At 33.9% G+C, this 18,836-nt stretch carries 22 protein-coding genes; 18 read left to right on the top strand and 4 right to left on the bottom strand.

The window, feature by feature from the left end; all coding sequences use genetic code 11:
• Positions 1 to 4 precede the first annotated feature (4 nt).
• The 10 genes from accC to CBP76_RS02500 all read left to right on the top strand — a co-directional run bounded on the left by accC (position 5) and on the right by CBP76_RS02500 (position 8,196).
• A complete protein-coding gene (accC, locus tag CBP76_RS02545; protein ID WP_102195506.1) occupies positions 5 to 1,378 on the top strand; it encodes an acetyl-CoA carboxylase biotin carboxylase subunit in 1,374 nt (457 codons plus the stop codon).
• 37 nt (positions 1,379 to 1,415) lie between these two features.
• Positions 1,416 to 2,198 carry an acetyl-CoA carboxylase carboxyltransferase subunit beta gene (locus CBP76_RS02540; protein ID WP_245865562.1) on the top strand — a complete coding sequence of 261 codons (783 nt, stop codon included), beginning with the start codon at positions 1,416 to 1,418 and terminating at the stop codon, positions 2,196 to 2,198.
• Between the two features lie 4 nt (positions 2,199 to 2,202).
• Positions 2,203 to 2,973 (top strand): carboxyltransferase subunit alpha, encoded by a 771-nt coding sequence (accA, locus tag CBP76_RS02535; RefSeq protein WP_102195362.1) that lies wholly within the window; start codon positions 2,203 to 2,205, stop codon positions 2,971 to 2,973.
• Between the two features lie 22 nt (positions 2,974 to 2,995).
• Positions 2,996 to 3,754, top strand: a complete 759-nt coding sequence (gene fabI, locus CBP76_RS02530; protein ID WP_102195361.1) for an enoyl-ACP reductase FabI — start codon at positions 2,996 to 2,998, stop codon at positions 3,752 to 3,754.
• A gap of 129 nt (positions 3,755 to 3,883) precedes the next feature.
• Complete coding sequence (locus CBP76_RS02525; RefSeq protein ID WP_102195505.1) at positions 3,884 to 4,333, top strand: MarR family winged helix-turn-helix transcriptional regulator; 450 nt, start codon at positions 3,884 to 3,886, stop codon at positions 4,331 to 4,333.
• Positions 4,334 to 4,373: 40 nt separating this feature from the next.
• The gene (locus CBP76_RS02520) at positions 4,374 to 4,628 is read left to right on the top strand and encodes an acyl carrier protein (protein WP_102195360.1); all 255 of its coding nucleotides are present in this window, start codon (positions 4,374 to 4,376) and stop codon (positions 4,626 to 4,628) included.
• Positions 4,629 to 4,871: 243 nt separating this feature from the next.
• A complete protein-coding gene (locus tag CBP76_RS02515; protein WP_102195359.1) occupies positions 4,872 to 5,561 on the top strand; it encodes a zinc ribbon domain-containing protein in 690 nt (229 codons plus the stop codon).
• Between the two features lie 205 nt (positions 5,562 to 5,766).
• Positions 5,767 to 6,306, top strand: a complete 540-nt coding sequence (locus CBP76_RS02510) for a dihydrofolate reductase family protein (protein WP_102195358.1) — start codon at positions 5,767 to 5,769, stop codon at positions 6,304 to 6,306.
• 128 nt (positions 6,307 to 6,434) lie between these two features.
• A complete protein-coding gene (locus CBP76_RS02505) occupies positions 6,435 to 7,469 on the top strand; it encodes an Eco57I restriction-modification methylase domain-containing protein (RefSeq protein WP_102195357.1) in 1,035 nt (344 codons plus the stop codon).
• Complete coding sequence (locus CBP76_RS02500; RefSeq protein ID WP_102195356.1) at positions 7,453 to 8,196, top strand: DNA methyltransferase family protein; 744 nt, start codon at positions 7,453 to 7,455, stop codon at positions 8,194 to 8,196. Before CBP76_RS02505 ends, CBP76_RS02500 begins: the two co-directional genes overlap by 17 nt.
• Positions 8,197 to 8,272: 76 nt before the next feature.
• Here CBP76_RS02500 and CBP76_RS02495 read toward each other — a convergent pair whose 3' ends face one another.
• Positions 8,273 to 9,121, bottom strand: a complete 849-nt coding sequence (locus CBP76_RS02495) for a LysR family transcriptional regulator (protein ID WP_245865554.1) — start codon at positions 9,119 to 9,121, stop codon at positions 8,273 to 8,275.
• Positions 9,122 to 9,226: 105 nt separating this feature from the next.
• Here CBP76_RS02495 and CBP76_RS02490 point away from each other — a divergent pair, with 105 nt between their 5' ends.
• Genes CBP76_RS02490 through CBP76_RS02480 form a run of 3 tightly spaced genes read left to right on the top strand, consistent with a single transcriptional unit; the run spans position 9,227 to position 11,434 of the window.
• Complete coding sequence (locus CBP76_RS02490) at positions 9,227 to 9,763, top strand: DapH/DapD/GlmU-related protein (protein ID WP_102195355.1); 537 nt, start codon at positions 9,227 to 9,229, stop codon at positions 9,761 to 9,763.
• A 12-nt stretch (positions 9,764 to 9,775) separates the two neighbouring features.
• Positions 9,776 to 10,525, top strand: a complete 750-nt coding sequence (locus CBP76_RS02485) for an SDR family oxidoreductase (RefSeq protein WP_102195354.1) — start codon at positions 9,776 to 9,778, stop codon at positions 10,523 to 10,525.
• 42 nt (positions 10,526 to 10,567) lie between these two features.
• Positions 10,568 to 11,434, top strand: a complete 867-nt coding sequence (locus CBP76_RS02480) for an aldo/keto reductase (RefSeq protein ID WP_102195353.1) — start codon at positions 10,568 to 10,570, stop codon at positions 11,432 to 11,434.
• Positions 11,435 to 11,488: 54 nt separating this feature from the next.
• Here the strand turns inward: CBP76_RS02480 and CBP76_RS02475 are convergent, their stop codons facing one another.
• The gene (locus tag CBP76_RS02475) at positions 11,489 to 12,349 is read right to left on the bottom strand and encodes an SDR family oxidoreductase (RefSeq protein WP_102195352.1); all 861 of its coding nucleotides are present in this window, start codon (positions 12,347 to 12,349) and stop codon (positions 11,489 to 11,491) included.
• 98 nt (positions 12,350 to 12,447) lie between these two features.
• Between CBP76_RS02475 and CBP76_RS02470 the strand changes: the two genes are divergently transcribed.
• Complete coding sequence (locus CBP76_RS02470) at positions 12,448 to 13,197, top strand: alpha/beta hydrolase (protein ID WP_102195351.1); 750 nt, start codon at positions 12,448 to 12,450, stop codon at positions 13,195 to 13,197.
• A gap of 89 nt (positions 13,198 to 13,286) precedes the next feature.
• Here the strand turns inward: CBP76_RS02470 and CBP76_RS02465 are convergent, their stop codons facing one another.
• Complete coding sequence (locus CBP76_RS02465) at positions 13,287 to 13,631, bottom strand: hypothetical protein (protein ID WP_102195350.1); 345 nt, start codon at positions 13,629 to 13,631, stop codon at positions 13,287 to 13,289.
• Positions 13,632 to 13,833: 202 nt separating this feature from the next.
• Here CBP76_RS02465 and CBP76_RS02460 point away from each other — a divergent pair, with 202 nt between their 5' ends.
• The 3 genes from CBP76_RS02460 to CBP76_RS02450 all read left to right on the top strand — a co-directional run bounded on the left by CBP76_RS02460 (position 13,834) and on the right by CBP76_RS02450 (position 16,516).
• Positions 13,834 to 14,346, top strand: coding sequence for a DUF2798 domain-containing protein (locus CBP76_RS02460; protein WP_102195349.1), 513 nt, complete (start codon positions 13,834 to 13,836; stop codon positions 14,344 to 14,346).
• Between the two features lie 556 nt (positions 14,347 to 14,902).
• Entirely contained in the window at positions 14,903 to 15,658 is a 756-nt protein-coding gene (locus tag CBP76_RS02455) for a carboxymuconolactone decarboxylase family protein (RefSeq protein WP_102195348.1), read from the top strand.
• Positions 15,659 to 15,676: 18 nt separating this feature from the next.
• The gene (locus CBP76_RS02450; RefSeq protein WP_102195347.1) at positions 15,677 to 16,516 is read left to right on the top strand and encodes an SDR family oxidoreductase; all 840 of its coding nucleotides are present in this window, start codon (positions 15,677 to 15,679) and stop codon (positions 16,514 to 16,516) included.
• A gap of 74 nt (positions 16,517 to 16,590) precedes the next feature.
• Here the strand turns inward: CBP76_RS02450 and CBP76_RS02445 are convergent, their stop codons facing one another.
• Complete coding sequence (locus CBP76_RS02445; protein ID WP_102195346.1) at positions 16,591 to 17,997, bottom strand: APC family permease; 1,407 nt, start codon at positions 17,995 to 17,997, stop codon at positions 16,591 to 16,593.
• 561 nt (positions 17,998 to 18,558) lie between these two features.
• Here CBP76_RS02445 and CBP76_RS02440 point away from each other — a divergent pair.
• Positions 18,559 to 18,789 carry a cytochrome b5 domain-containing protein gene (locus tag CBP76_RS02440; protein ID WP_102195345.1) on the top strand — a complete coding sequence of 77 codons (231 nt, stop codon included), beginning with the start codon at positions 18,559 to 18,561 and terminating at the stop codon, positions 18,787 to 18,789.
• Positions 18,790 to 18,836 lie beyond the last annotated feature (47 nt).

The following is an 18,836-nucleotide window of genomic DNA, read 5'->3' as shown; positions in this document are numbered from 1 at the left end:
AGTAATGTTAAAAAAAATATTGGTTGCTAATCGTGGAGAAATTGCAGTACAAATCATTAGAGCTATCCATGACATGGGAATTACAGCGGTTGCCGTTTATTCTGAAGCAGATAAAGATAGTTTATTCGTTAAATTAGCTGATGAAACAGTATGTATAGGAAAGGGGCCTTCTGATGACTCTTACTTAAATATGCTGAGAATCATCAATGCTGCTAATTTGACTGGGTGTGATGCAATTCATCCAGGATATGGGTTTCTATCAGAGAATGCACAATTTGCGGAGCTATGCGAAAAGTGTTCTTTGAAATTTATTGGTCCAAATTATGAAACAATTTCTTTAATGGGAGATAAGTCAAAAGCTAGAGAAAAAATGAATGACATAGGCGTACCAGTCATTCCAGGTAGTAACGGTGCGGTTAGTTCTGTATTAGAAGCCGAAAAAACAGCAAAGAAGATTGGTTTTCCAGTTCTATTGAAATCTGCCATGGGTGGTGGCGGAAAAGGAATTCGTAGAGTGGATCATCTAGAAGATTTAAAAAGTGCTTTTTATGAAGCACAACAAGAATCTAGGATTTCTTATAATAGCGATGAAATTTATATAGAAAAACTTATCTGTAATGCTAAGCATGTTGAAATGCAAGTACTTTCTGATAACTATGGAAATGTAGTATATCTTCCAGAACGGGATTGTTCGGTTCAACGTAACCATCAAAAAGTAATTGAAGAGAGTCCTTGTACGGCGATTTCATCTAAAGAAAGAACTTATTTAGGAAGTATTGTTAGTCAAGCTACTAAAGAGATTGGGTACGTTAATACAGGTACTTATGAGTTTTTAATGGATGAAAGTCATAATTTTTACTTTGTAGAGATGAATACTAGAATCCAAGTTGAATATACAGTAACTGAAGCTATTACGGGTTTTGAGCTAATAAAGATTCAGATAATGATTGCCAGTGGTGAAAAGTTGCCGATCGAACAAAAAGACGTATTAATCAGAGGGCATGCTTTGGAATGTCGATTGAATGCAGAAGATGTGGAAAGAAATTTCAGTCCTCAACCAGGTAAAATAACGAATCTCTTTTTCCCAATAGGGACTCTGGGTGTCAGAATTGATTCAGGTATTTTGGAGGGAAGCACTGTACCACCTTATTATGATTCAATGCTAGCTAAGATCATTGTTAGTTTAGACAGTAGAAATGATGCAATAGATAAAATGACTAGAGTTTTGTCTGAAGCATCAATTGATGGAATTAAAACGAATCTTGAATTTTTAAAATTTCTAATAAATACTAATGAGTTTAAAGATGGTAGTTTTAATACTAACTTTGTTGAGGAAAATATGGATAGCTGGAGAGGTGATCAGAACGATAAATCCTAATGATAAACAAATCAGGAAACAAAGACTTTCTGAGAGAATGTCATTAATACCAGATGGCTTAATAAAGAAATGTCCATTTTGTGAAAATGTATTTTTATCTTCAAGTATTGGTAAATATAAAGTATGTCCAAATTGTGGTTATGGATTCCGAGTAACTGCTAAAGAAAGGGCAAGCTTAGTTTTTGATAGTTTTTCTGAAATAGACAGTGAAATTACTGTTCCGGAGCGATTTTTTAATAAAGCTGAATATGTAAGGAAAATAAAAAAATCTAAGAAAATAACAAATATGAATGAAAGTGTTCTAACAGGAATAGCTACGTTGGGAGACTATCAAGTTATGAGCGGCATAATGGATCCATTTTGGATCATGGGTAGTTTGGGACAAGCAACTGGTGAAAAAATAACCAGGATGTTTGAATACGCTACTAAAAATAAAATGCCTGTTGTTATGTTCACTGCCTCTGGGGGAGCACGAATGCAGGAAGGGATGAATGCCTTGATGCAAATGGCCAAAGTTTCTGGGGCCGTCAGTGATCATAGTAAAGCTGGATTATTGTATGTAGTAGTTCTATGTAATCCGACTATGGGCGGAGTGACAGCAAGTTTTGGAATGCAGGGAGATATAACTCTCGCTGAGCCACACTCGTTGGTTGGATTTGCTGGTAAACGTGTGATTGAGCAAACAATCAGAGAAAAAACCCCGAAACATTTTCAAGATGCAGAAACAATTATGGAGCATGGTTTTATTGATCGGATTGTTACTAGGCCGGATTTAAAATCAACACTAAAACAAATCCTTTTCTTGCATGAAGGAGGATGAATTTATGAAAAAAGAATCTGCCTATCAAGAAGTAAAAAATGCACGTAGTAAAGAAAAGATTTCAATTAAAGAAATTATTCAAGGAATATCGCCTAATTTCTTTGAATTACACGGAGACAAAATTGAAGCAGATGATAAGACCTTAATTGGTGGTATAGGGAAAATTGGTGATCTGCCAATTACGATTATTGCTATCCAAAAGGGAAATGATCTGGAACAAAATATTGAATACAATTTTGGAAGCGCACGTCCTCAAGGGTACCGCAAGGCATTAAGGTTAATGGAACAGGCCGAAAAGTTTAATCGTCCGATACTTACCTTGATAAATACCCCCGGGGCTTGGCCAGATGTTGAGTCAGAATATCATGGTCAAGGATCTGCAATTGCCGAATGTATAGTTCAAGGATTAGGAGTTCATGTTCCCTATATAAGCATTATCGTTGGAGAAGGCGGTAGTGGTGGAGCTCTGGCTTTGGCCTGTGGAGACAGAGTATTCATGTTTAAAAATAGTTTTTATTCAGTTGTTTCTCCCGAAGGATACGCAAGTATTATTTGGAAAGACTCTTCTAAAGTGTCTCAGGCTGCTGAAGAACTTAATTTGACGCCGGGAAAACTTTTAAAAGATGGAATAATTGATAAGGTACTTTCAAATTATAAAAATTCTGATGATTTAAAAGAACTGAAAGATTTTTTGATAAAAGAGTTTTCGGATTTAAAAGAAATGCCAGTTGACAAACTTATGGAGAATCGAAGAAACAGGTTTAGAAAATTTTGATTAATAATAAAGAGGTAAAGGAATGGATGGTTTTTTAAAGGGCAAGCTGATAGTAATAATGGGTATAACTAATGAGCGAAGTATAGCTTGGGGATGTGCTCAAGAAATCCTTGCTCAAGGCGGTAAAGTGATCGCTACTTATCAAAATGATAGGATCATGAAAAGCATCGAACGGTTTATGCCAAAAGACGTAGACATGTTTGAATGCGATGTTTCTGAAGATGAGAATATTAGTGATTTATTTAAGGATATTGGTGATAAGTATGGAAAGATAGATGGAATTATACATGCCATTGCTTATGCTGACAGGAAATCTTTAAAGGCAGGATTGATCAATACTACAAGAGAAGGATATGAACTAGCCCAAAGTATTAGTTCTTATTCTTTAATACCAATTGCCAGGTATGCAAAGCCAATTCTTAGCAGTTCTTCAAGTATAATGACTCTTACTTATTTCGGATCAAGCAGAGCAATACCTAACTATAATGTTATGGGAGTTGCTAAAGCTTCATTGGAAGCAAATGTAAGATATTTAGCCGAAGAACTAGGGATGGATGGTGTTAGAGTTAATGCAATATCAGCGGGTGCTGTTAAAACCTTAGCCGTTACAGGCATTAAGGACCATGGGTCTCTGTTAAGAGAATCAGAAGCGAGAACAGTTGATAAAAAGAGTGTAACAATCAAAGAGATTGGTGATACGGCCGCATTTCTTATGAGTGATTTATCAGCGGGTATTACCGGAGATATTATTTATGTCGATAAGGGAGTTCACCTTATTTAATTGAGATTAATCTAATTGATTTCTTGATACGTTATTGGCTAACATTAATTGACTAAAACCTTTTCTCAAGTAAAATTGTTATTAAGTGATTTACTTTAAATTTTTTAGGGAGATATTTTATTATTGAGCATGAATATAGAAGATCAACGGTTTATTAATAATGCGTTAGTTGATGTATATGACAACATAATGCGTATAGAAGAGAAATCAATAAGAAAAAGTCAATTTAACGATATTACTGTAAAGGAATTGCATCTAATACATGCAATCGGATTAGGCTCAAATAAATCAATATCTGAAGTCGCAAGACTTTTAAATTTAAGCAAGGGAACCCTTACAATTAATCTTAATATCCTAGAAAGAAAGGGATATCTCAATAGAATACAGAACAAACAAGATCGGCGAATTACTAATTTAAAATTAACAAGAAAAGGTAAGCTACTTTATAGAGCTCATGATGCTTTTCATAAGAAATTAGTTGAGAGCTTTTTGTCAGGATTTGATGAAGATGAAGTGCACCTTATAAAAAAAGCTATGATTAACTTACAAAATTTTGTAAACGAAGCTGCAAAATATTAAATGTGTAATGTTGATCGAATTCAATAAATGGAGATTAACTATGAAAACAAAAGAAGAAATTTTTACAGACTTGAAAAACATTTTAATTGATCGTCAAAACATTGATGAAAGTAAGATAAAAGAAAATACTAATTTGAAAAAGGATTTAGACCTTGATAGTTTAGATGTATTTGAACTTATAGACGTCGTAGAAGACAAATATGATATTGAAATTGATACAGATACCGATCAAGGAATTGATACAGTAGGTGGATTGACAGAATATATTTATAAAGTCATTGCTGAAAAACAATAATTGATAATAGTAACCCCTTTGAATATACGGACTTTTATTTACTCCGTGTATTCAAAGGGGTTTTATTGTGTATTGGTAGTATTTTAAAATTACTTAAGATCTTGTGACTTTATGAATTTAGTTAAATAGAAAATTATAATTTAATACGAAATGAATATTTATTCTAAAAAATATTCCTTTATATTGTAATTAGTCTTTTATAACAATATACTAGTATATGATAAAATTATAGGGGGAGTAATTATGGTACAATCTGTCAAAACTGAAAATGATAATGATTTATTTTCAGTTAGTTTAATCGCTTTTTGGGTAAAGGGAAGTATAACTTTAGATGATTCATTTTTACACGTAAATATGCCAAATACTATTTTATTTGGACTCTTACCAGCCGGTAAAAATAAAGATACATCACCACTCTCGGGTATTACTAACGTCTACACATCAAAGTCATACAAATTAGGATCAATTATTTTAGGGGCTATAATCATGTTATTGGGCTTTAGTTTGATGTCTACATCATTTTTTGGAGCCTTGCTCGCTATTTTAATTGGAGCTGCTGTTCTTGGTGGTGGAATAAAAACATCGTTTACATATGAACGCTCAGGAATAACTAAGATTATTGAGTTTCCATTTTTTGAAGCGCAGCGAGTAGATCAATTGGAGGATCAACTAACAAAGAAATTAGCACAATATCAAGATGATCGTAATTTCAGAAAACAATCTGAAATGACAAGAGTTCAATCAGTTAATAACACTGCAAACGTAGTTAATGCTATTCAAAATAACAGTACAAGTGTAAAAAAAGAAACAATTGATGAGAGTGCACTATCTAGGAATGAATCAACCCAAGATGTAGTATTTTGTCCTCATTGTGGTACAAAGTTAAAAGCCGAGGTTCAATTTTGTACAAAGTGTGGTACAAAGTTAAGCTAATTACTTTAATAAATCATCAATATAATAGGTATTTGAATTTTCTCCAATTATTAGAGAAAATCAAATACCTTTTTATTTCGATTTTGAAAAATTAATTACATAGACAAACCGTAAATCTCACTAACAAATAAAGAGTCTTCTGCTAGTATACCCAACAGTAAGGATATATAATTGTTTCAAGTAAAAGTGACTGGAGGATAGGCAGATGACACGTAAAGTGATTCTATTCATTGCGGAAACTTTAGATGGATATATTGCTGAAGAAAACGGTAACATTGATTATTTAATTGATAATGATTTTACATCTGGTGAGACAAATGATCGTGAATATGAAAAGCTAGTTAAACATGTTGATACAGTAGTTATGGGACGTAAAACTTATAATCAAGTGGCTAATAAATTATCACCAGATAGTTATCCGTATGATGATTTTGAAAATTATATTATGACTCGAAAACCTAATGATGATGTTGGCAATATTCACTTTGTTGACGGTGATATTATTGACTTGGTTAAGGGATTGAAAAAGGAATCTTCTAAAAAAGATATTTGGATCGTTGGTGGTAGCAGTATTATTGCACCATTAGTTAATAGCGATTTAATTGATATATATCAAATTGGGATTGTACCGATCGTTTTGGGATCAGGGATTCCGTTATTCTCAGATAAGACCAAATTTAAGGAACTAAATTTAGAGGCAGCTAAAAAAATCAATGGAATTGCTTATCTGGAATATAGTAAGTAAATTTCTACGTTAAAAAAATCTAGACCAGTAGTAGAGGTCTAGATTTTTTGTTAGAAATATTTTTTGCAAAAAATCAACTATACCGATATGCTTGAAGTTAGAAACAATACTAAGGAGCAATCAAAAATATGAAATTTGATGTTATCATCGGAAACCCACCATATCAAGAAAGCGATAATGATTCTGGTAAGGGTAGTGCCAAGCCAATTTATCAACATTTTGTGCAATTGTCTAAAGAACTGAAACCAGATTTAATATCTTTGATAACTCCTAGTGTTTGGTTTACGGGTGGTAAAGGATTAAGTGATTATCGGCGAGAAATGTTGAACGATCCGCACCTAGAATCGATTTATAATTTTGATACTCCTAAAGATGTTTTTCCAACTGCTAATTTGCGAGGTGGAGTCAATTATTTTTTGTGGAACCGCGAGTTTGATAATAATGATGGTATTAAAGTCGATACTATACATAAAAAAAGTTTAGTTGAGAGTGGTACTAGGCCTGTCAAATTAGCAGAAATTCCTATTTTTATCAGTAGTAATCATGCATATCATATTCTAGAAAAATTATTAAAAAATGATGCAATTATTTTAGATGATCAAGATAAAAGAATGTTTGAATCTATTGTGTCTGTTCGTAATCCTTTTGCTATAGCTACGACATTCAAAAAGAGTGCAGATTTTTATACCGATTCAAAGGGGTTAATTAATCCGGTAAAAGTTTATGCAAGTGGTGATGTAATTGGCTTTACCGAAAGAAAAATGATTACTAAAAATGAGCAATGGCTTGAAAAAATCAAAGTATTAACTCCTTTTGCTAATAATATTGGGACTGATTTGAAGGATAATAATTTGAAAACGATTATTGCGGAACCTAATTCGGTAGCGACTGAGACGTACTTGGTGGTCGGTGCTGACTTAGACTTAACTTTTGTTCAAGCGCAGAATATTGCTAACTATATGAAGACTAAATTTGTTAGATTTTTAATTAGTTTAGCCAAAGCCAATCAGAATGGGACTCGTCAAACTTATCAATTTGTTCCTAATCAGAATTTTACTGATAAGTCAGATCTTGATTGGACCAGAGATTTGGATCAACAGTTGTTTGTGAAATATAATTTAGATGAAAGTGAACAAGAATTCATCAATGGAAAAATCAATTAGTCGAAATATTAAATCAAAATCACGAGTTGAAAACTTCGGTGAGGTTTTTACACCTGACTGGATGGTTAAAAAAATGCTTGAACAGCCTGAAATTAAGGCCAAGACCGAATCTTTAACGGCAACCTTTTTAGAATCTGCGGCTGGAGAAGGTGCATTTTTAGTTGAAATTTTAAAAAGAAAATTGTATGTTGCGGATCAAGAAAGCACTGATGCTAAGGAATTTGGTGAGAAATGTTTAATTGCATTGACTAGCTTATATGGGATCGAATTGTTGGAAGATAATATTGTAATGTTAGTTATGAATATGGTTTCTGAGTTCAACAACGTTTATATAGAAACAATCAATCGCAAGTATAACGAAAAAGCAGATGAACATGTTTTGGATAGTGCTAAGATAATAATTCGAGCCAATATGGTTCAAGGTGATGCCTTAAAACGGCAGAGAAGAAATGGTGATCCAATTATTATTACTGAATGGGAATTATTACCAATCAAACGTGGAATTAGAAAGATCCAACGGACAGAATATACTTTTGATGCAATCATTGAAGGCAATGGGCCAACCGGAACAGTTCAACAACGGTATGCGGAACAATTAGACTTAGATTTATTTTCGGAAGAAGAGAATAAATCTTTAAAACTACCAAGTGGGGATGTCGAGGTTGAGTGTCACTATGTTCCAGTTAAATTAACTGATATCTATAAACAATTAATTGAAATTGATTAATGAAAAAGATAGTAACTGAACCTCTCAATTCAGTTACTATCTTTTTCTGTATTCATAATATCTTCTTTTAAATTATCTAAGAATAATTGATCCACTTTGGGCAAGCTTCTTTTTTACTCCAGATCAAAGTGTTAGGATCATTTAATTCAGGACTTAATGGTCTAAATGTCAATCGGCTATCAATTGAGGTGTCAACTAATCCATCATAGGTTAAGACTAAACAAGAACCTGTTTTTGCTAATAAACTGGCGTTAAAAATTAGATTGTATGCACCTATGAAATTAAATTGGTCGAATAATCCTTGGCTCCAATCTTTGAAATCTTGGTGTTGTTTTATTTGTCTCGAAACAAGTAGTGGTCGACCAATCAGATCCCTAGGGTGAATGACCTGTTTTAAAGCTAATTGTTCGTCTTCTCTCATAATAACTCCCCAACGATTTTTGTCAGGTAATTGCAGTGTGTTGTAATTGTTTAATTTATGATGTCCCATAATTATTCCAAACTCTAAAATACCGCTGTCGAGTTCAGATTGAATATTAATGGAGTCACCGCTAGTGAAATTTATATGAATTTCTGGATATTTATGCATAAGATTACTAACTGTTGTCATCAACCCTTGTAGGGCAATACTTTCACCAGCACCTATATCAATAGTTCCACTAATGGAATCTTGTTTTTGAAGATTATAGGTAGTTTTATCAACTAAATTGATAATTTCCTGAGCTCTTTCTAATAAGTAATATCCATCTTGAGTCAATTGAATTTGTCTTTTACCACGAATAAATAAGGTCGTACCTAGTCTTGTTTCTAGATCAGCAATTTGTCTTGATAGCGCTGGTTGTGAGACATGCAGTATACGAGCCGCTTGAGAAATATTTTGTTCTTGAGCAATAGTTACAAAATAGCGTAAAACTCTAACATCCATTGAGAGACCTCTATTATAATTAAATGTTATGGTTATCTATTAATAATAAGTATTTAACATGATAATAATATCTTTGTATACTGACTTCAGTCAAGGAGGTATTACATGAAATCAGAAATGGATGTTGGTACAGAAGCCTATGAGCAGATCGAAAAAATTAATCATAAGAATCAATTATTAGTTCAACAATTAAATACATCTCTGCATACTCAAGCAGAGATCCGCGAGTTAGTTAGTCAAATTACAAATGAGAAAGTTGATACGTCAACTGAAATTAGATTGCCCTTTTATACTGATTTTGGTCAAAACCTTCATATTGGTAAAAATGTTTATATTAGCAATTGTTCAATGTTTGTTGATTTAGGTGGGATTTATATTGGCGATAATGTTTTGATTGGACCCAATGTCACAATTGCATCAGTCAATCATCGAGTTCAACCAATGGAGAGAAGACATTTGAGCTTCAAATCGGTTTATATTCATGACAATGCCTGGTTGGGGGCTAATGTGACAGTGACACCAGGGACAGTAATTGGTGAAAATGCTATTGTTGCAGCTGGTTCAGTTGTTACTAAAAATGTTCCTAAAAATACTATGGTAGCTGGGGTACCGGCGAGAGTTATTAAAACTATTAAAGAATAGAGGAGTTTATTAATGAGTTTAAAAGATAAAATAGTCGTTATTATGGGAGCTTCTAGTGGTATTGGTGCAGCTACTGCTAGTCTCTTAGCTAGTCAAGGTGCCAAAGTTAGTATTGCGGCTCGTCGTTTGGATCGACTGGAAGAAATAAAAGAGATAAATCCTGATGCAGAAATAAAAGCTTTTGCAGCTGATGTAACAAACGCTGGTGAGGTTCAAAAGGTGATCGATCAAACAGTATCAGCGTTTGGTCGAGTGGATGTGCTTTTTAATAATGCAGGAATAATGCCAGTTAATAATTTGGATCAAATTGCTAGAGATGAATGGCAAAATATGTTGGATATTAATGTCAAAGGTGTTTTAAATGGTATCGCAGCTGCTTTGCCAGTCATGAAAAATCAAAAGAGTGGTCATATTATTACAACATCATCAGTTTTAGGTTATGAGGTTTTGCCAGGATATGCAGCTTATTCTGGTACTAAATATGCTGTGAGAGCAATTATGGAAGGACTTCGTCAAGAAGAGCATAAGAATAATATTAAAACGACAATTATTGCTCCAGGTTCTGTTAAAACTGAACTATTTGATTCTATCAATAATGATGAAATTAGAAATAATCTCAAAGAATCTATGAAACAACCGGGATCAGAAATGATGGCTTTACAGCCGGATGAGATTGCACAGGCGGTCGCATTTGTAATTGATACGCCAGCTAATATGGCCGTTAATGAAATGGTGATTCGTCCTACAGGACAAGAAGTATAGTTTAAATTTATAATTATCTATGAACTCAAAAGGAGAGATACTATGTCAGTTTTTGATGAAACAATTACTTTAAATAATGGGATAAAAATTCCTAAACTAGCATTAGGTGTTTGGGAGATACCTGATAATGAGGTATCTAGTTCTGTAAGAAGTGCAATTGACATTGGCTATCGTCATATAGATACGGCGCAGGCCTATGGCAATGAACGTGGTGTTGGAGAGGGCGTTCGTAATGCAAGTGTTGACCGTGAGAAAATTTTTGTGAATTCCAAAGTAGCCGCTGAAATAAAAGACTATGATACGGCTAAAAAATCAATAGATGAAACTCTTAATAAAATGGAACTAGATTATTTAGATATGATGATTATTCATAATCCTCAGCCTTGGAAAGAGGTCAATCAAAGCAATGATCGTCATTTTGAAGGTAATCTGGAAACATGGCGTGCAATGGAAGATGCTGTGAAAGCAGGAAAGCTAAAGACAATAGGCGTCTCAAGTTTTGACAAAGAAGATTTGGATAACTTGATAAAAAACAGTGATACAAAACCGGCCGTTAACCAAGTTCAAATTCATATTGGTGATACGCCAATGGATATTATCAAATATTCACAAGACAATGGAATTGCTGTTGAAGCATTCTCTCCAGTCGCTCATGGTGCAGCAATGAATGATGAAAGAATTAAGAAAATGGCAGATAAATATCATGTCAGTGTGCCTCAATTATGTATTCGTTATGATTGGCAATTAAATGTGATCGTTTTGCCTAAATCAGCTAATCCTGATCATATGCGTGCTAATGCAGCAATAGATTTTGTTATTTCTGATGAGGATATGAAAACTTTAGAAGATATTGACCAAATGAATTACGGGGATGCCAGTGTTTATCCTGTATTTGGTGGAAAGTTATAGAAGTAAATAAGGTACCGAAATCAATCGTTGATTTCGGTACCTTATTTTTTAAGTTTAGATAAAAACATCTTGATAATCTCTAACATAATCTTCGATAGTTCGTGGTGAATGACCTAAAACCTTAGAGAGGGTATTGGTAACTTTTTTAGCGTTTCCTAATTGAGTAATTAAGTAGAGCATGACCATAACATTAACAAATTCTTTTTTAGTACCTCGCTTTAACATTGTTTTTCGAAACTTCAATAAGCTTGGTTTACTGTAAGTTATTTTAGTATCTAGTATTTGTGTCATAATATTGGCAATCTCAAAGTATGATAGAGCAACTGGACCGGTAATATTTAACTTTTGGTTTAGATATTGGTCATTTAATAGAACAATTCCAGCAGTTTCAGCAATGTCTCTAGTATCAATGAAGCTAGTTCGTGAATTTCCAGCGGGAATAAAAAGATCATGAGATTTTTTAATGTCTTCTAAATGAGTGGTATTTAGATTTTGCATGAAGAAACTAGGTCTGATAAAGGTATAGGGAATTTTCAAGTCAAGAATCATTCGTTCAATTTTGTGATGCGGTGTCATTGGATTCTTTTCAACTCCAAGTAATGAGATAAAGACCACCTGCTTGACTTGCTTTTGTTTAGCAAATTTTAGAAATGGTAGCATGTCATGTTTGGGATCAGCCAACTGGGGAGGTCGAACGAAAAATACTTTGGATACGCCATCGAAAGCTTTCTCAAAGGTGGATGGGTCTAAGAAATCAAAATGACAAAGTTCAATATTTCCCATTCCTTGAAATTTTTGTTGTGCATGTTTTGGATTGTGAGTTCCGGCTACAATAGCAACGTCTTTGTCTTGTAAGTATTGAATTAGTGGAAATCCGATGTTACCTGTTCCACCTATTACTAAAATTTTTTCCATAGTTAAGCCTCGATTTTATTTATAAATCTAATTATATGAGTGATTTAATCAAAATAGTACTAAGATAATCTAAAAAGTATATTAAAGAGGACATATTAATGAATGTAGAAATTAAACGTGATGGTCTAACTTTAAGAGGAACCTTTATTAAACCATCAACAGCGGAGTTCGACTTGGTAATTTTAATGCATGGCTTTACATCCAATCGAGGAATAAATCCAGATCAATTGTTATATCAATTATCTAAAAATTTGGAAAATAAAGGTCTAGCTACTTTAAGATTTGATTTCAATGGGCATGGTGAGTCTGATGGTGATTTTGAAGATATGACGGTTTTAAATGAAATTGCAGATGGTAAGGCAATCTTGGATTATGGTCGTCAAATTTCAGGAGTTCGAAAAGTTTATTTGCTAGGTCACTCTCAAGGTGGGGTTGTAGCAAGTATGCTAGCGGGATATTATCCTGATAAAGTTGATAAATTAGTCTTGTTGGCGCCTGCTGCTACATTAAAAGATGATGCATTAAAAGGTAATACACAAGGGTTCATTTACGATCCTCAAAATATTCCCGATAAGTTACCAATAAAAAAAGGTTTGACATTGGGCGGATTTTACTTGAGAACGGCACAAACGTTACCTATTTATGAAATTGCTAAAAAGTATCAAGGTCCAGTTTGTTTATTACATGGACTAGAAGATAGGGTAGTAAATAATATTGCTTCTAAACGTTATGATGCAATTTATAATAATGATCAATTACATTTGTTGAAGGATGCGGATCATGGATTTGAATTAGCTGATTCACGACAAGAGGCTTTGAATATTGTTACTAGTTTTATGATGATGTAAAATCCCTTAGGTTATTTTGATAATGAATGGAACAAAAAAGACATCGCAAGATGTCTTTTTTGGTGGATATTTTAGGAAAAATAGCATTGTTATATCGTGAAAATACCATTATCAAAAGGTAATTCAACGACAACATTATCAGTTAAATCAAACTCCCTTACGGCTTCAAATGATTTCTTGAAATCAGTTGCTTCATCATTGCTAAAAAGTTCCATAATCTTTTTCATGATGTCATCTTTAGCCATTGATGTATGGAATTTATAAAAATCTAATACCTTTTGGGTAGAGTTCATAGCAACAAAGGTATTGTTACTATTTTTATTAACATATAGGTAACAAACGTTATCTAGGTAACCTGTTTCTAATTTTTTGTATAATTCTAGATTGTCTAATCCAATATTTGATAATTTAACAAATTTAGTTTGTTTGTCCATTTCTATACCTACATTTTCTATTGTGTTTGAGAAAAATCTTCTTATGAATTATTCTGAGGGCAATAAAACATTTTGTCAATGAGGGTCAAGAATAAGGATAATGCAAGCGCTTCACTGAAAATGTAATCAAAATGTAACTTATGAAGAAATTTTTAACATGCTATATTAAGATTCTGTTATTAAATATAGGAGTGTGTTAAAGATGCCACGTAATTTAAAAGAAGAAATTATATTCACGGCCATTATGGCAGGATTGATGGTGCTAGTAATGACGGGATATAATGTTGCCATGGCTCAGGGACTCAGTAGTGGGTTGCCAATGGCAATTTTAAGTGCTTATCCATTAGGCTTAGGGGTTGCTATTGTATTGGATTTACTAATTGTTGGACCGATCGCTAAAGGATTAGCTTTCAAATATATCATAAATGATTATATGAAGAAAAATACTATTTTAATTGGTATTACGATCTCAGTTTTAATGATTTTTGGTATGGTAACATTGATGTCATTTTTCGGAATTGCTGTTGAAGGTAAGTTGTCTCAAGGACATGTACTGGCTACTTATGGTCATACTTGGATATTTAACTTGATTGTTGCTTTGCCTCTACAATTGTTAATTGTTGGGCCAATTGCTCGTGGAGTGTTGGGAAAAATGCAAAAGGCAGTTGCTAAAGTTGAAGAAACAGAAACAAAAGCAGTTGAGGAAGAAATTTAAGGTTAAATCTATTAATTTAAAGGGCTTCATCACATTCAACTATTAGTGTGATGAAGCTTTTTTTGGAAATTAAATTAATTCTTAAATCACATAGAACTTGATAATTAGCGTGCTTTCCTAGTTAGATTATAAAAGGGCCAGTTTAGGATTAGAATGAAAGGCGCCGTGAATCATGTAATTTATTTGGCCTGATATTTTATCAGTAATGACAGATAAAGTTTTGTTTGGAATCAATGAAATTGAGATATTTCTTATTACTGCGGAAATCCATCTTAGTTTGAATAGAAACTTGGGAAGTGTGCCCCATTTTGTCTAGGCCAACTTCAATAGTATATTTTTTGATAACTCTTTTGGCTTCAAGTTGTTCGATTCTTTCTATGTTTAGAATTCAATATATATTGTACGTCCTTATAAAGCAGTCAATGGTAAGGACTTCCCAACTTTTAAATAAGTAAAACTTATTAATCCTTACCGTATTTGAAATTGGTCTGATTAGAATTTGCCTGTAATATAGCACTCGTAAGTTAAAGCACTACAAAGAAGAAGGTAAATAAATATGGCAATCAGTGAAACAGCACAAAAGAATCATGAAGAATTATTTCCCAATCTAAAATCAACTCTCAAGCAAACCGATCCAGAGTTTATCGAAATTTTTGATAATTTCAATTTTGATGAAGTTTTGAAATATCAGAATTTGGATTTGAAATTGAGAATGAAAATCACTTTAGCATCTTTAATAGCCATGCAATGTGTTAATGAATATAAAGCAATGTTGAACGGAGCTTTGAATGTTGGCGTTACACCAGTTGAGGTCAAAGAGATTGTTTATCAGGCCGTTCCTTATGTCGGTTTAGGTAAGGTATTTGATTTCCTACATGCAACTAATAATGTCTTCGAAGAAAGAAAAATCAAGTTGCCAATTGCTGGTCAATCAACTACAACTCCTGAAAATCGTTTAGAAGAAGGCCAAAAAACGGTCCGTCGTATTGCCGGTGATGCAGTCGATAAGATGCAAGAGAATCTTCCTGAAAATGAAAAGCATTTCGCAACGTTTTTAGCAGATAACTGTTTTGGTGACTATTACACACGTAAAGGTTTAGACGATAAGACCCGTGAATTATTGACATTTTCAATGCTAATCTCTATGGGTGGAGCTGATCCACAAGTACAAGGCCATATCAGAAATAACGTTAACGTCGGTAATGATAAAGATGTTTTATTATCGGCCGTGACGGTTTTACTGCCATTTATTGGTTATCCACGCAGTTTAACAGCTATGAATTTATTAAATAAAGTTTTGCCAGAAAAATAAAAATTGGAGAAGAACGTTATGACAAAAAGAACATGGTTAATTACAGGAGTAAGTAGTGGTTTTGGTCGCGCCATGACTACGCAATTATTGGAATCAGGTAATACAGTTATTGGAACAGTTAGAAACACTAAAAAAGTACAGGATCTGATTGATAAATATCCAGAAAGATTTATTTGTGAAATCCTGGATGTGACCGATGTTTCAGCAATTCATGAATTAGTAAACAGAATAGGCGCTGAACATCAAATCGATGTTTTGGTTAATAACGCAGGCTATGGCTTGTTTGGAGCAGCTGAAGAATTGAGTGATGAGGATGTTGAAAAGATTCTGGCTACTGATTTGACAGGTTCTATTCAAATGATTCGTTCAGTTTTACCATTTATGCGTAAACAAAATCATGGACAAATTATTCAAATTTCATCTTATGGCGGTCAAGTCGCTTTTGCTGGTAATTCAATGTATCATGCGGCTAAATTTGGAATTGAAGGTTTCTGTGAATCCGTTGCCCAAGAGGTAGCACAATTTAATATCGGGATGACGATTGTAGAGCCAGGTGGCGCAAGAACTGAATTTCGTTATGGTAGTGCCCACGTCGCTAATTTAATGAAAGAATATGATAATAATCCAGCCCATGCCTTTTTGAAAATGCTTGATCCAGCCAACGGATTGGCACCCGGAGACCCAGCAAGAATGGCAGCCAGAATCGTAGAAAGCGTGGATAATGATGATATGCCATTACATATGGTCTTGGGTTCTCAAGCATTGCAAAGTACGATTGAAACAATGGAAAAAAGATTGACCGAATATAAATCCGAAACAGACTTGTCCGCTTCAACAGATTTTCCTGAGGGTGAGTAAAAGGATTAATGATATTAAAAAATCCAATACAATAATCATTTTGATTGTTATATTGGATTTCTCATTAGTATTAGTTAATCGTTACTCTGTTGTAACTTAGAATGTCTAATTCCATAAGCAAAGTAGAAAATCACGCCTAAAATTAACCAGAGTGAAACGGACATTTTGGTCAGACTTGGCAACATAACGATGAAGTAGACGCTAAATAGTCCTGAAAGTATTGGTAATACCGGATACAGTGGCATTTTGAAACCGTCATTTGGAATATCTTTACGATGTCTCAAAGGGATAATTCCAAATGAGATAAAGGCGAATGCTAATAATGTTCCAGCATTAATTAAAGAAGCTAATTGTGTTAGTGGTACTAAAGCTGCAAAGAATGTTTGAATAACTGTTGCAATGATAATGGCATTAGTTGGAACAGCTCGTTTAGAATTAACACGACCCAGAAATTTAGGCAAAAGGCCATCACGGCCAAGAGCGTAGACTAGTCTAGAACCACCAAAGAACATCGTAATCATGGCTGTAAAAATACCAATCAGAGCACCTAAAGTGATAATTTTATTCCAAGCACCTAAATGAACAACTTTCAAAGCGTAGGCGGCCGGATCATCAACGTTCAATTTAGTATAGTGAACGATTCCAGTTAGGACAAAAGAGAAGGCCACGTAAAGGACAACCGCTACAATAACAGTTCCTATAATACCTTTGACGACGTTCTTACCAGGATCAACAGTTTCTGCCGAATTGGCAGCTAAGGCATCAAAGCCAATGAAAGCAAAGAAGACAGTGGCGGCAGCAGTAGAAATACCACCTAGACCGAATGGTGATGAATGAAATTTTGCTGGATAGAATGGTACGTAATTGGATGTCTTAATATAGAAGACTCCGACTACGATAAAGAGAATGATGATTGCCACTTTAACGACTACGGCAATATTTTCGATTCTTTTAGATAGGTCGACACCGTGGAAAATAATGAAAGAAACAATTAAGACAATTAAGCCAGCAGTTAAATTGATGACGCCGCCTTCTAAAGGTCCGGCCTGTAAGGCTTTAGGCAAAGTGATACCAAAGGCCGCTAAAATATTATCATTGAAATAAGAAGCAAAACCTGTGGCTTCAGCGGAAACGGCCAAGAAATATTCCAGGATCAAGGCCCATCCCAATAACCAGCCGACGAATTCGCCATAAATTACGGAGCCAAAAGAGTAAGCCGAACCAGCAACGGGCATGGCTGAAGAGAATTCGGCGTAAGCCATACCCACCATTCCGGAAACTAAAGCTGCCACTAAAAAGGCGATGACGACTGCCGGTCCAGCATGAAGTGCAGCTTCGTGACCTGGTAGTATGAAAATCCCAGTCCCAATAACGGCACCGATTCCTAATGCAACCAAATCTTTGGCGTGTAGAGTTCTCACTAAATGAGAATCTGCTTTGACATAGTTTTCAACACTTTCTTTTTTAAAAATACTCTTCATGAAAAACCCCCTAATGAAAAAGAAAAACGTAATTTTCATTATTACCCAAATTCTAAACGAACACAACTCATTTCTTAATTTTATTAAAAACAAATTAAGATAATTTAATAGATATTGAGCAGTACACGTGAAAAAAAGTTAGATGTTGTGAGACAATATAACTGTAGTTATATTTACAAAAGAGTATGATTTATCCAATTAAGATAATTAATGGAGCTTAATGGAAAGGATGACATTATGTTGCAAATAATCGGGTTATCAATAATCTTATTAACACTAATTTTTAAGGTAATGGAGCGCACTCCAGCAATGTCTCCAGTGAGAATCAATCGTAAATAATTGAATATATTAATATTGATGGGACTTCGTTAACGTAATTAGTTGATGAGGTTCTTTTTTAGTATTGATCAATAATTTTTTGTGATTCATCCAAATAGGAATCCTTAAGAGCCTGTGGATGTTGAATTTAACAAATTTTATGAGTAATAAAAGTGTTCATTTGTAACTAAAACATGGCATAATGAAGCCAGATATAACAAATTATAAAGTGAGGTTGATTAGATGAAGCAATTTACACTTGAGGAATTGAAAAAATATAATGGTGAGAACGGCCAACCAGCTTATGTGGCAATTGATGGTATTGTCTATGATGTAAGTAATGTGGAACCTTGGCAAGGTGGGAAACATCATGGAAATGTCGCCGGAAACGATTTGTCTAAGGCAATAATGAAATCACCACATAAACATTCAGTTTTAGCAAAATTAAATGAGGTTGGAAAATTGGAACGCTGATGAGCGTTTTTTTTTATTGAAACACATAAGTAAAACTTATTAATTAG

It is taken from the genome of Companilactobacillus nuruki, assembly GCF_002872255.1.
Taxonomy (GTDB): domain Bacteria; phylum Bacillota; class Bacilli; order Lactobacillales; family Lactobacillaceae; genus Companilactobacillus; species Companilactobacillus nuruki.
This window is presented reverse-complemented; position numbering and strand designations above follow the sequence as displayed.